The organism is Streptomyces sp. NPDC006624, from assembly GCF_040611555.1.
Taxonomy (GTDB): domain Bacteria; phylum Actinomycetota; class Actinomycetes; order Streptomycetales; family Streptomycetaceae; genus Streptomyces.
Map to the genome: position 1 here is coordinate 144,305 of NZ_JBEXOM010000016.1, position 12,652 is coordinate 156,956.

At 71.9% G+C, this 12,652-nt stretch carries 14 protein-coding genes; 11 read left to right on the forward strand and 3 right to left on the reverse strand.

Going from position 1 to position 12,652, the window contains the following annotated elements; genetic code table 11:
• The first annotated feature begins 16 nt into the window (after nucleotides 1-16).
• A complete protein-coding gene (locus tag ABZY20_RS26755; RefSeq protein ID WP_356444378.1) occupies nucleotides 17-568 on the forward strand; it encodes a helix-turn-helix domain-containing protein in 552 nt (183 codons plus the stop codon).
• On the forward strand, nucleotides 565-2,097 hold the full coding sequence (locus ABZY20_RS26760; protein ID WP_356444380.1) for an MFS transporter: 1,533 nt from the start codon (nucleotides 565-567) through the stop codon (nucleotides 2,095-2,097). The genes ABZY20_RS26755 and ABZY20_RS26760 overlap by 4 nt, the downstream gene beginning before the upstream one ends.
• Before the next feature lie 87 nt (nucleotides 2,098-2,184).
• Here the strand turns inward: ABZY20_RS26760 and ABZY20_RS26765 are convergent, their stop codons facing one another.
• Nucleotides 2,185-2,859, reverse strand: coding sequence for a lysophospholipid acyltransferase family protein (locus ABZY20_RS26765; protein WP_086854280.1), 675 nt, complete (start codon nucleotides 2,857-2,859; stop codon nucleotides 2,185-2,187).
• Between the two features lie 385 nt (nucleotides 2,860-3,244).
• Here ABZY20_RS26765 and ABZY20_RS26770 point away from each other — a divergent pair, with 385 nt between their 5' ends.
• The 3 genes from ABZY20_RS26770 (at nucleotide 3,245) to ABZY20_RS26780 (ending at nucleotide 5,559) form a co-directional block, all read left to right on the forward strand.
• On the forward strand, nucleotides 3,245-4,408 hold the full coding sequence (locus ABZY20_RS26770; RefSeq protein WP_356444382.1) for a glycerophosphodiester phosphodiesterase: 1,164 nt from the start codon (nucleotides 3,245-3,247) through the stop codon (nucleotides 4,406-4,408).
• 101 nt (nucleotides 4,409-4,509) lie between these two features.
• Complete coding sequence (locus ABZY20_RS26775; RefSeq protein ID WP_356444384.1) at nucleotides 4,510-5,004, forward strand: sigma-70 family RNA polymerase sigma factor; 495 nt, start codon at nucleotides 4,510-4,512, stop codon at nucleotides 5,002-5,004.
• 57 nt (nucleotides 5,005-5,061) lie between these two features.
• Entirely contained in the window at nucleotides 5,062-5,559 is a 498-nt protein-coding gene (locus ABZY20_RS26780) for a GNAT family N-acetyltransferase (protein ID WP_356444480.1), read from the forward strand.
• An 85-nt stretch (nucleotides 5,560-5,644) separates the two neighbouring features.
• Here the strand turns inward: ABZY20_RS26780 and ABZY20_RS26785 are convergent, their stop codons facing one another.
• Nucleotides 5,645-6,076, reverse strand: coding sequence for a hypothetical protein (locus ABZY20_RS26785; RefSeq protein WP_356444386.1), 432 nt, complete (start codon nucleotides 6,074-6,076; stop codon nucleotides 5,645-5,647).
• Complete coding sequence (locus ABZY20_RS26790) at nucleotides 6,057-6,416, reverse strand: hypothetical protein (RefSeq protein WP_356444388.1); 360 nt, start codon at nucleotides 6,414-6,416, stop codon at nucleotides 6,057-6,059. Before ABZY20_RS26790 ends, ABZY20_RS26785 begins: the two co-directional genes overlap by 20 nt.
• 69 nt (nucleotides 6,417-6,485) lie before the next feature.
• On the opposite strand from ABZY20_RS26790, the gene ABZY20_RS26795 reads away from it, so the two are divergent.
• The 6 genes from ABZY20_RS26795 (at nucleotide 6,486) to cbiE (ending at nucleotide 12,304) form a co-directional block, all read left to right on the forward strand.
• The gene (locus ABZY20_RS26795; protein ID WP_356444390.1) at nucleotides 6,486-7,136 is read left to right on the forward strand and encodes an HAD-IA family hydrolase; all 651 of its coding nucleotides are present in this window, start codon (nucleotides 6,486-6,488) and stop codon (nucleotides 7,134-7,136) included.
• Between the two features lie 375 nt (nucleotides 7,137-7,511).
• A complete protein-coding gene (locus tag ABZY20_RS26800) occupies nucleotides 7,512-8,546 on the forward strand; it encodes an ATP-binding cassette domain-containing protein (protein WP_356444392.1) in 1,035 nt (344 codons plus the stop codon).
• Nucleotides 8,543-9,250 (forward strand): methionine ABC transporter permease, encoded by a 708-nt coding sequence (locus ABZY20_RS26805; protein WP_356444394.1) that lies wholly within the window; start codon nucleotides 8,543-8,545, stop codon nucleotides 9,248-9,250. The genes ABZY20_RS26800 and ABZY20_RS26805 overlap by 4 nt, the downstream gene beginning before the upstream one ends.
• A 63-nt stretch (nucleotides 9,251-9,313) precedes the next feature.
• On the forward strand, nucleotides 9,314-10,132 hold the full coding sequence (locus ABZY20_RS26810) for a MetQ/NlpA family ABC transporter substrate-binding protein (RefSeq protein WP_356444396.1): 819 nt from the start codon (nucleotides 9,314-9,316) through the stop codon (nucleotides 10,130-10,132).
• Nucleotides 10,133-10,272: 140 nt separating this feature from the next.
• A complete protein-coding gene (locus ABZY20_RS26815; protein ID WP_356444398.1) occupies nucleotides 10,273-10,905 on the forward strand; it encodes a GNAT family N-acetyltransferase in 633 nt (210 codons plus the stop codon).
• Nucleotides 10,906-11,083: 178 nt separating this feature from the next.
• Nucleotides 11,084-12,304 (forward strand): precorrin-6y C5,15-methyltransferase (decarboxylating) subunit CbiE, encoded by a 1,221-nt coding sequence (gene cbiE, locus ABZY20_RS26820; RefSeq protein WP_356444399.1) that lies wholly within the window; start codon nucleotides 11,084-11,086, stop codon nucleotides 12,302-12,304.
• The last annotated feature ends 348 nt before the right edge of the window (nucleotides 12,305-12,652 follow it).

Below are 12,652 nucleotides of genomic sequence, written 5' to 3' on the forward strand. Positions count from 1 at the left end.
GGTCTACGCTCGTCTCATGGCTGTCGATCCTGACCACGTGCTGCGCTCCGCCGCCGCCCTGCTGACCCGCAAGTCCACCGCGACCATGGACGAGGTCGCGAAGGCCGCCGGCATCAGCCGCGCCACGCTGCACCGGCTCTTCGCCGGGCGCGACGTCCTCGTCCGCGCGCTGGAGACGCTCGGCATCGCGGAGTGCCGGGCCGCCCTGGACCGGGCCCGGCTCGACGAGGGCACCGCGAGCGAGGCCGTACGCCGCCTGGTCGCCGCCGCCGAGCCCGTCGCCGGGCTCCTCGCGTTCCTCTACACCGAGAACCAGCTGTTCGAGGGGGAGGAGCAGAACGCGGGCTGGGCCGAGATCGACGACCGGATCTCCGCGCTGTTCCGCCGCGGCCAGCTCGGCGGCGAGTTCCGCATCGACCTCACGCCCGCCTGGCTCACCGAGGCGCTGTACGGCCTGCTCGCCTCCGCCGCCTGGATGGTGCAGAGCGGCAAGGGCGCCCCCAAGGACTTCCCGCACATGGTCGTCGAGCTGCTGCTCGGCGGCGCGCTCAGAAGAGAGGAATCATGACCAGCACCCTGCAGCCGACGACGACCGGGGCGGTGAAGCGCCCGGGCCGCTGGCTCGCGCTCGGCGTCCTCGTGCTCGCCGTGCTGCTGGTGGCCGTCGACGCGACCGTCCTCGGTCTCGCGACCCCCTACATCAGCGAGGACCTGGAGCCCTCCGGCACGCAGCTGCTGTGGATCGGTGACGTCTACTCGTTCGTCATCGCCGGTCTGCTCGTCTCCATGGGCAGCCTCGGCGACCGCATCGGCCGCAAGCGGATCCTGCTGGTGGGCGCCACCGCGTTCGGCGCGATATCCGTGCTCAACGCCTACGCCGGCACCCCCGAGACGATGATCGCCGCCCGGGCGCTGCTCGGTGTCGCCGGCGCGACCCTGATGCCGGCCACGCTGGCCCTGATCCGCAACCTCTTCCACGACCCGCGAGAGCGCAGTCTCGCCGTCGGCATCTGGGGCGCCACGGCCTCCGCGGGCACGGCCGTCGGGCCGATCGTCGGCGGCTTCCTGCTGGAGCACTTCTGGTGGGGCTCGGTCTTCCTGATCAACCTGCCCGTGATGGCCGTCCTGGTCCTCGTCGGCAGCAGGCTGCTGCCCGAGTCGCGGACCGCGAACCCCGGCCCCTGGGACCTGGTCAGTGTGGTGCTGTCCCTGGTCGGCATGGTCGGCGTCGTGTACGCGGTGAAGGAGGCCGCGACGCACGGACTGTCGTGGGCCACCGCGGCCGCCGGTCTGCTGGGCCTGGCCGCCCTGTACGGGTTCGTCCGCAGGCAGCTGACGCTGCCCGCCCCGCTGCTGGACATGCGGCTGTTCCGGCACCGCGGCTTCAGCGGGGCGGTGCTGGCCGACCTGCTGACCATCCTCGGCCTGTCCGGGCTGGTGTTCTTCCTGTCGCAGTACCTGCAACTCGTCCAGGGCAGGCGCCCGTTCGAGGCGGGTCTGGCCGAACTGCCCGCCGCGATCGGCGCGGTGGTGGCCGGCCTGATCGCGGGACGCGTGGCCCGGCGCTTCTCGGTCCGGTCCGCGGTCTCCGGTGGTCTCGCGGCGATCGGCCTCGCCCTGGCCGTGCTCACCGTGATCGACCGGTCCACCGGCTATCCGCTGCTGGGAGCCGCGCTGCTGGTCGTCGGGGTCGGGGCCGGACTGTCGTTCACGGTGACCGCCGACGTCATCCTCTCCAGCGTGCCCAAGGAGCAGGCGGGCTCCGCTTCCGCGGTGTCCGAGACGGCGTACGAACTGGGCGCGGCCCTCGGGATCGCCGTGCTCGGCTCGATCGTGACCGGCGTCTACCGCGACTTCACCGGCCCGGCGGGCACGCCGGCCGCGGCGCACGAGTCGCTGGGCGGCGCGGTCGAGGCGGCGGCGCACATGCCCGCCCGAAGCGCCGGCGCGATGCTGGACGCGGCCCGCGCGGCCTTCGTCGACGGACTGGCCCTCGCGGCGGGCGTCGGCGCGGCGGTCCTGCTGGCCGCGGCCGTGGCGGCGTGGTTCCTGCTGCGGGGGCAGCGCCTGGAGAGCGGCCGGGCGGAACACCCCTGACAGCGCGGGCGGGGTGGTGAGGAACCGGCCTCACCACCCCGCCCGCGTCTCCGCCTGCGCCCCCGCTCCGGGGCCCGGGTCCTGCTGCTAGGCCGCTTCCTTGGCCTTGCTCGCGTACATGTCCACGTACTCCTGCCCGGACAGCCGCATCACCTCGGTCATCACCGAGTCGGTCACCGCCCGCAGCACATAGCGGTCCCGGTCCATGCCCTCGTACCGGGAGAACTCCATGGCCTCGCCGAAGCGCACCGTGACCTTGCCCGGCCGCGGCAGGCCCGCACCGCCCGGCTGCAGCCGGTCCGTCCCGATCATCGCGAACGGCACCACCGGCGCGCCGGTCATCAGGGTCAGCCGGGCGATGCCCGTCCGCCCCCGGTACAGCCGCCCGTCGGGCGAGCGCGTGCCCTCGGGGTAGATGCCGAACACCCGGCCCTCCTCCAGCACCCGCCGCCCGGTCATCAGCGCGGCGACACCGCCCCGGCCGCCGTCGCGGTCCACCGGGATCATGCCGACCCCGGTGAAGAACCACGCCATCAGCCGGCCCTTGAGGCCCTTGCCGGTGACGTACTCGTCCTTGCCGATGAAGAAGACCTGCCGGTCGCAGACCAGCGGCAGGATCATCGAGTCGATGAACGTCAGGTGGTTGCCGGCCAGGATGACGGGGCCGTCGCCGGGAATGTGCTCCGCACCCTCCACCTGTGGGCGGAACATCAGGCGCATGATCGGGCCGAGCACTGCCTTGATGAGCGCGAAGCGGGACAACGGACCCTCCGGTGTCAAGGGGATGCGGTATGAGTCTGTGCAGGTGAGGACGATACTCGCGGGCCCGGGGATCGCGCACATCGGGCACGGCGACTTCACCGGGGTCTTACTCCGTGTTGACGCGTGTTTACCTGGGGTGGCGTGCCGCGGGCGGTCCGTAACGCGCCCGACATGGTGTGACACACATCGCCCCGGGCCTGCCGGACGCGTTCCCAGAACCGCCACGCCGAATCGAGCACGAGGCGATGAACCGTCAAAACACCGCCCCCACCAGCCACTACGACATCCCGAGTCACCCGCGTGTTCCTCCCGGGGTCTCCCACTCGTCATGTACGCGCCCCTACGATCGGCCCGCACTGACGAGCCGACGGCAGGAAGGGCGCTCATGGGAACGCAGGAGTCGAACGAAATTACGGGCGGGACCGGACGGCGGGCCCTGCTCGGCGCGGCGGTGCTCGGCGCCGGCGGAGCGGTCCTCGGCATGGCCGGCACGGCGCGGGCCGAGGGCGCCCGGCACGGCGGCGGGCTGCGGGGCCTGCCGAGGCCGACGATCATCGGGCACCGCGGAGCCAGCGGCTACCGCCCGGAGCACACCCTCGGCTCCTACCAGCTCGCCCTCGACATGGGCGCCGACATCGTCGAGGCGGGCGACCTGGTGCCGACGAAGGACGGCCATCTGGTCTGCCGTCACGAGCCGGAGATCGGCGGCACCACCGACGTCGCCGACCACCCCGAGTTCGCCGCCCGCAGGACGACCAAGCTCCTCGACGGCGTCTCCACCACCGGCTGGTTCACCGAGGACTTCACGCTCGCCGAGCTGAAGACGCTGCGCGCGACCGAGCGCATCCCCGCCAACCGCCCCCACAACACCCTCTACGACGGCCGCTGGGAGATCCCCACCTTCGAGGAGGTCCTGCGGTGGCAGGACGAGCAGACCCGCGCCCGCGGCAAGCAGGTGTGGATCTACCCCGAGCTGAAGCACCCCACCTACTTCCGCAAGCAGGGCCTGCCGCTGGAGGAGCGCGTCGCCAAGCTGCTGCGCAAGCACCGCAAGGACCGGCGCACCTCCCCGGTCGTCCTGCAGTCCTTCGAGCCGACGAGCGTCGAGCGCCTGAACAGGCTGGTCGACAACTCCCTGGTCGTCCTGCTGTCCTCGGCGGGTTCCCGCCCCTGGGACTTCGTCGAGAACGGCGACCCGCGCACCGTCGCCGACCTGATCAAGCCGGCCGGCCTGCGGGAGATCGCCTCCTACGCGCAGGGCATCGGCCCGACCCTGGACCTCGTCATCCCGCGCGACGCCGGGGGCCGCCTCACCGAGCCGACCACGCTCGTCGCGGACGCGCACCGGGTGGGCCTGCTCCTGCACCCCTACACGCTGCGCAACGAGAACCCCTTCCTGCCCGCCGACTTCCGCAAGGGCACGGACGCGGACGCCTACGGCGACGTCTTCGGCGCCTACCGGGCGTACTTCGCGACCGGCATCGACGGCGTCTTCACCGACCAGCCCGACACCGGCCTGCTGGCCCGCGAGGACTTCCGCAACGGCTGACCGCGCCCGAGCGCGTCAACCCTGAGCGCTCAGGCCCCTCGGCCGAGTGGGCTTCGGCCGCCCGGGCAACCCGCCGCCCGGGCGGCCGCGTCGCTCCGTACATGACGCACGACCTGGTCGCCGCCCTGCACCCGCTGCTCGCCGCGGAGGCCTCGGCGGAGGCCCATGCCACCGGAGCCGAGCCGGGCGACCTGGAGCAGGAGGTCTGGCTCCGCCTGCTGGAGCGCCTCGACGACGGGAACCCGCCCGCCGACCCCCGGGGATGGCTCCGCCGCGCCGTCCGGTCCGCAGCGCGCCGCACCCACCGGACCAGCCGCCTCGAACGGCCGTACGCCGTCGAACCGGTCGACGAGGGCGGTCCCGGCCCGGAGCAGCTCGCCCTCGCCGCCGCCCGGTGCCGTGCCCTGCGCGAGGCGGTCCGCCGCCTGCCCGGCCGCTGCCCCCGGCTGCTGGAGGCGCTGCTCTCCCCGCAGGACCTGACATACCGGGAAATCGCGGGGGAGTTGGGTATCTCACAGGGGAGTCTCGGCCCGGAACGTTCCAGATGCCTGGGTTGTCTCCGCAGATTGCTCACACCGGAGGTTGCGGCCCGCTGAGGACGGGGATAGGAGTGGGGGACGACCGGTGATCAGATGAGCGGGAGGCGTGCGCACATGGGCATGAGCGTGACCATCTCTGCGGCGACCGAGCAGGACGCGGAGCAGATCTTCAGGCTGCAGTACCTGTGTTTCCAGCCGGAGGCGGCGCTGTACGGGAACTACCGCATCGACCCGCTCGTCCAAACCCTCGACTCGGTCCGCGAGGAGGTCGCCCGCGACTGCGTCTTCGTGGCCCGGCTCGGCGAGGAGGTCGTCGGCTCGGTCCGCGGCTCGGTCACCGAGGACGGCGCCGCCGCGATCGGCAAGCTGTGCGTCCACCCCCGCCTCCAGGGCCACGGCATCGGCGCCCGGCTGCTGCGCGCCGCCGAGTCCGCCCTGGCCGAACAGCACGGCGCGACCCGCTTCCGCCTGCACACCGGTCACCGCAGCGAGGGCACCCTCCGCCTCTACCGCAAGGTCGGCTACCAGACGGTGGGCACCTCCCAGGGCGCGGACGGCGTACCGATGATCGTCCTGGAGAAGCCGGCGGGTACGTACGCGGCGACGGCCTAGTCACGCGCCGAGGGGGCGCGGGGCCGTGTCGAGCCGCGGCTGTGCCGCGCGGACGCGGGCCACCGCACACGGCCGCCTGATCACCTCAGGCGGCGTCCCCGTCCCGCGAACGCGAAGCCCGCAACCAGTAGATGGCGGACAGCGGCAGCAGCACCGGGATGAACAGGTACCCCATCCCGAAGTCCGACCACACGGTCGCGTCCGGGAACGCCGACGGCTCGATCAGCGTCCACGTGCCCACCGTCAGCACACCCACCAGCTCGGCGGCACAGCACGCCAGCGCCGCCTTCCGTGCCGTCTCCCCGCCCCGCACCAGCGTGTACGTGATGAACCCGTACACGACACCGGCCACGGCCGACAGCGAGTAGGCGAGCGGCGCCCGGTCGAACTCCGTGGCGATCTGGTACGCCGAGCGCGACACCGCCCCGACGACCATCACGCCGTACAGCCACACCAGCAGCGTGCCCGGCCCGCTGATCAGCCGCCGCCGGCCCGTCTCAGCCTGCCCAGATGTCATGGAGACGCACCTCCAGCACCGCCAGCACCACACCGCCGGCCGCGACCGTCACCGAGCCCCACCGGGTCCGCTCGGCCAGCGACATGAACCCCGCCGCCGGGACGCACGCGAATGCCCCCAGCAGATACGCCACGAAGATCGTCGTGCCCTGCTCCGGCTTCCCGCCCCGCGCCAGCAGCACGATGCCCACCACCAGCTGGATCAGCGACAGCAGGGTGACCACGGCCATCCCGATGAAGTGCCAGTCCTTCGTCGGCTGGTCACGGTAGGCCGCCCAGCCGCACCAGGCGGCGAGCAGCAGCGCGGCGACGCCGGTCACCAGCGTCAGGGCGTTCAGCATGCAGCGACCTTATTACGGCCGAAAAGGCCCGATGCCTCCGGCCCCGGCCCGCCCCGTAGGGTCGAGGACATGAAGATCCACGCGCACGCCCTGCTGTTCGACAACGACGGAACCCTCGTCTCCTCCCTCGCCTCGGTGGACCGCTGCTGGACGCGGTGGGCCGCGGAGTACGGGATCACCGCCGAGGAGTTCGCCCGGGTCGAGCTGCACGGCCGGCCGGCCGCGGAGATAGCCGCCGACCTGCTGCCCGCCGAGACCGTCCCGGCGGCCGTCGCGCGGATCGAGGACCTGGAGGTTGAGGACGTGCCGAACGGCGGCGTCCACCTGCTGCCCGGCACCCGGGCGCTGCTCGACGCCCTGCCGGCCGAGCGCTGGGCCGTCGTCACCTCCGCCACCCGGCGCCTGGCCGAGGCCCGGCTCGACGCCGTCGGCATTCTGCCCAAGACGCTCGTCGCCGCCGACGACATCACCCGCGGCAAGCCCGACCCCGAGCCCTACCTCCTCGCCGCCCGCACCCTGGGCGTCGACCCCGCCCACTGCGTCGTCTTCGAGGACGCCCCCGCCGGTCTCGCGGCCGGCCGCGCCGCCGGAATGACGACCGTGGCCTTGACCACAACCCACCAGGCCCACGAACTCGACGCCGACCTCGTGGTCGGGGACCTGTCGGCCCTGTCCGCGCTGGTCACCGCCGAGGGCGTGGAGATCTCGACGCGCCCCTGACCGGCGCCGCGGCCTGTCCACCGCTGTCCAGTATCCGGACAGCGGCGGCCGGTCAGGACCGTACGCATGTTTTACTTGCCGCATGACCACGACGAGCGACCGCATCCCCGCGACCGAGGCGACCATGACGCCCGGTGCTCGTTGTATGTGTCGAATGTGCGCCTTCTAGAGGGCCCCCGCACCACCCCGAGCTCGCGCCCCGAAGCGAGACCGCGGCCCGTCCGCGCGCCCTGAGCGCCGTGTGACGCCCAGCCGCCCGCGCACATGTTCTCTCCCGGTTCCCCTCCTCAGCGAGAACCGTGCCGCGTCCCCGAACGAACGCACCCGTGCCCGGGACCACCCGTGCCCGCGCACTCGACTGTGACGGAAACCCACGTGATCACCACCACGGACCTCACCAAGGTCTACCGTGCTCGCGGCCGCGAGGTCACCGCCCTGGACGGCGTCGACCTGCACGTCCGCGAAGGCGAGGTGTACGGCGTCATCGGCCAGTCCGGCGCCGGCAAGTCCTCCCTCATCCGCTGCGTCAACCTGCTGGAGCGTCCCACCTCCGGGACCGTGACCGTCGCCGGGCAGGACCTCACCGCCCTGGCCGGCCGGGGCCCGCGCGCCGGGAGGGAACTCCGCGAGGCGCGCAGCCGGATCGGCATGGTCTTCCAGCACTTCAACCTGCTGTCCTCCCGTACCGTCCAGGACAACGTCGAACTGCCCCTGGAGATCCTCGGCAAGTCCGGGAAGGAACGTTCCCGCAAGGCCCTGGAACTGCTCGACCTGGTCGGTCTCGCCGACAAGGCGGGCGCCTACCCCGCACAGCTGTCCGGCGGCCAGAAGCAGCGCGTCGGCATCGCCCGCGCCCTGGCCGGCGACCCCAAGGTGCTGCTCTCCGACGAGGCCACCAGCGCCCTCGACCCGGAGACCACCCGCTCGATCCTGGCGCTGCTGCGCGACCTGAACCGGCAGCTCGGCCTGACCGTGCTGCTCATCACGCACGAGATGGACGTCGTGAAGTCGGTCTGCGACTCGGCCGCGCTCATGGAGAACGGCCGCATCGTCGAGTCGGGCACGGTCAGCGAACTCCTCGCCACCCCCGGTTCGGAACTGGCCGCCGCGCTGTTCCCGCTCGGCGGCGACGCCTCCGGCGCCGACCGCACCGTCGTCGACGTCACCTTCCAGGGCGAGAGCGCGACCCAGCCCGTCATCTCCCAGCTCGCCCGCACCTACAACATCGACATATCGATCCTCGGCGCCGCCATCGACACCGTCGGCGGACTCCAGGTCGGCCGGATGCGCATCGAACTGCCCGGCCGCCACGAGGACAACGTCGTGCCGATCGGCTTCCTGCGCGAACAGGGCTTGCACGTCGACGTCCTGGGCCACGAGTCCCTACTGGTGAAGGAAGGTGCCCAGTGACCTGGTCCGAGATGCAGCCGCTGCTGGAGCAGGCGTGCTGGGACACGCTCTACATGGTCGGCTGGTCCACCGTCATCGCCGTCGTCGGCGGACTCCCGCTCGGCATCCTGCTGGTCCTCACCGACCGCGGCGGGCTGCTCCAGAACGTCGCCGCCAACAAGGTCATCGGGCAGGTCGTGAACATCGCCCGCTCCCTGCCGTTCATCATCCTGATGGTCGCGCTGATGACCTTCACCCGCTGGATCACCGGCACGACCATCGGCCGCGAGGCCGCCATCGTGCCCCTCGCCGTCGGCGCCATCCCGTTCTTCGCCCGGCTGGTCGAGACGGCCGTCCGCGAGGTGGACCACGGGCTCGTCGAGGCCGTGCAGGCCATGGGCGGCAACACCTGGACCGTCGTCCGCAAGGTCCTGGTCCCCGAGTCCCTGCCGTCGCTGATCTCCAGCACCACCACCACGGTCGTCGCCCTCATCGGCTACTCCGCCATGGCGGGCACGGTCGGCGCCGGCGGCCTCGGCGACATCGCCATCCGCTACGGCTACCAGCGCTTCGAGACCGGGCTGATGTGGATCACCGTCGCGATCCTCGCCGTCGTCATCTCCCTCATCCAGTTCGCCGGCGACTACGCGGCCCGCTCGCTGCACCGCCGCGGCGCCCACGCGGGCCCCGCCCCGAGACTGCGGCTGCTCAAAGCCGCCTCCTGAACCCCCCGTTCCACCCCCAACGGGGTCGCACCACCCGCAAGGTCATAAGGAAAGGCACTTTTCGTGCGTAACACCGCCAAGATCACCACCGCCGTCCTCGCCGCCGGAGCCCTCACCCTCGGGCTCAGCGCCTGCGGCGCGGGCGAATCCGGCTCCGACGGACCCCTGATCGTCGCCGCCAGCCCCGTCCCGCACGCCGAGATCCTCACCTACGTCAAGGACAACCTGGCGCAGAAGGAGGGCCTGGACCTCCAGGTCAAGGAGTTCACCGACTACGTCACGCCCAACACGGCGACGCAGGACGGCTCCGTCGGCGCCAACTACTTCCAGAACAAGCCGTACCTCGACGACTTCAACAAGAAGAACGGCACCGACATCGTGCCCGTCGTGACGGTCCACCTGGAACCGCTCGGCCTCTACAGCAACAAGGCCGAGAAGGCGGACGACCTCAAGAGCGGTGCGACCGTCGCCATCCCCAACGACACGGTGAACGAGGCCCGCGCCCTCAAGCTCCTCGCCGCGAACGGGCTCATCACCCTCAAGGAGGGCGTCGGCAACGAGGCGACCCCCGCCGACATCACCGGCAACCCCAAGAAGCTCACGTTCAAGGAGCTGGAGGCGGCGCAGACCCCGCGCTCCCTCGACGACGTCGACGCCGCGGTCGTCAACGGCAACTACGCCATCGAGTCCGACCTCGAGCCGTCCAAGGACGCCCTCGTCCTGGAGTCCCCGAAGGACAACCCCTACGGCAACTTCCTCGCCGTGAAGAAGGGCGACGAGGACGACCCGCGCGTGAAGAAGCTCGCCAAGCTCCTCACCTCGCCCGAGGTGAAGAAGTTCATCGAGGACAAGTACGCCGGCTCCGTGCTCGCCTCCTTCTGAGCCCACGCCCCGGCACCGCCGCGAACGGGGTCCTCCCTCACCCGGTGGGGGAGGACCCCGTGGTGCGGATCGGTGCTTTCATGCTGCATGCTGGGCAGTTCAGCAGGCCCTGAAGGTTCACCGAAGGTAACGGAGCGCGCATGAGGAGCACCTTTCCCAACATCTCCATCAGCACGGAGCGGTTGGTCCTGCGCCCCTTCGAGGAGCCGGACATCCAGGCGTTCGCCGACATGATGAACGACGAGCTCGTCACCGCGTGGACCTCCGTACCGCACCCCTACACCCACGCCCACGCCCGCTCCTGGATCACCGAACAGGCCCCCGCCGAACGGGCCGAGGGCCGCGGCATCGTCTTCGCCGTCACCGAGTTCCTCACCCAGCGCCTGGTGGGCGTGGTCCACCTCAAGAACACCGACTGGAAGATCCGCTCCAGCGAGATCTCCTACGTCATCGCCCCCTGGGCCCGCGGCGAGGGCTACGCCTCCGAGGCGGCCCTGGTCACCGCGCGGTGGCTCTTCGACGACCAGAAGTTCGAGCGCCTGGAACTGCGCACCGCGGCCGACAACACCGCCTCCCAGCAGGTCGCCCAGAAGATCGGCTGCATCAGCGAGGGAGTGCTGCGCGGCGCCTGGATAGCCAGAGCCCGGACGGACAGCGGCGAGTGGACCGAGGTCCGTACCGACCTGATCGTCTGGAGCCTGCTCCCCGAGGACCTGGAAGGCGTCGGCGACCAGCTGCCCGGCGGCTTCACCTCCCTCGGCGACTGGAACTGATCTTTCAGCGACTGGAACTGGCCGCCCGCGCTCCGCCCGCGCACCGCACGCACACCGTGCGCGCCGGCACCGCCGCGCCCTCTGCCGGCATCACCGGGTACTCTCACGGAGCCCGACCGCGGGCAGCTCATCACACGACACGCAGACGACCTGCGAAAACCCCTGGAGGCTGAGGACGATGGCCGACCGGGTCACGGTGATCGGCTGGGACGGTTCGCCGCTGACCACCGCGGCACACGCCGCCCTCGCAGCCGCCACGCTCGTGGCGGGCGCCGCCCACCACCTGGCGCTGCCGGAGATCCCCGCCCGCGCCGAGCGCATCCGCCTCGGCAGCGTCGCCCTCGCCGCCCGCCGCATCGCCGCCCACCGCGGCACGGCCGTGGTGCTGGCCGACGGCGATCCCGGCTTCTTCGGCGTCGTACGCACCCTGCGCGCCCCCGAGTTCGGACTCGAGGTCGAGGTCGTCCCCGCCGTCTCCTCCGTCGCCGCCGCCTTCGCCCGTGCCGGTATGCCCTGGGACGACGCCCAGGTGGTCGTCGCACACCCCCGCACCCTGCGCCGCGCCGTGAACGTATGCCGCGCCCACACCAAGGTGGCGGTCCTCACCGCACCCGGCGCCGGCCCCGCCGAACTCGGCCTGCTCCTCGAAGGAGTCCACCGCTCCTTCGTCGTCTGCGAGGAACTCGGCACCGCCGACGAACGCGTCTCCGTCGTCACCTCCGACAAGGCCGCCGACCACACCTGGCGCGACCCCAACGTCGTCATCGTCCTCGGCGGCCCGACCCGGCCCGACCCGGCCGGGGAGTCCGGCGGCTGGATCGCCGGCCGCGACCCGTCCGCCGGACCGCGCGGCTGGACCCTGCCCGCCGAGTCCTACGACGGCGACCTCGGCGAGGGCGAGACCGAGCTGCTGCGCGCCTCCCAACTCGCCCGCCTGGGGCCCCGGATCGGCGACCTCGTGTGGGACATCGGCTGTGGCAGCGGCGCCTTCGCCGTCGAGGCCGCGCGCGCCGGAGCCGCCGTCCTCGCCGTCGACAGCGACCTGACCGCCTGCGTCCGCACCGACACGGCCGCCCGCCGCCTCGGCGTCCAGCTCCAGATCGTCAACGGCACCGCCCCGCACATCCTGGAGAACCTCCCCGAACCCGACGTCGTCCGCGTCGGCGGCGGGGGAGCGGCCGTCGTCTCGGCGGTCGCCGACCGCCGTCCGCAGCGCATCGTCACGCACGCCGCCACCCGCGACGCCGCCGAACTCGTCGGCCGCGACCTGACGGAGCACGGCTACGCCGTCGAGTGCGCCCTCCTCCAGTCCGTCGAACTCGACACCAGGGCCTGGACGGAGAAGGAACGGAGTGTCGCGTTCCTGCTCAGCGGGGTGTTGCCGAAGCGCGGCAGCTGATCCCGCCACCGTCCCCGTGATCGGGTTGTCGTACCGCTCGCGGTAGGCTGGCCGATCGTTGCACCGCACGCGGACGCCCGGCACTTCGTCGGTCAATGTCCGGAAAACCCACCCGTTTTGGGGTGCGTGTGGTACGGCAGAACCGGAGGACGCGCAACGTGGCGCAGTCCACAGCGGAACCGTCGCGGATCAAGCTGCCGTGAGGGTGCTGCGGCCGCAACAATGCCAGTGAATGGCTTTGTCGCCTTTTCTGGGCGGGCCGTTCGTGCCGCTGGGGACGCACGCTCGTTCTTCACTGTGGGGCGGTCGGTGCGCCGTTCCGGGTGAGCTGGTCGTAGGAGCACTAAC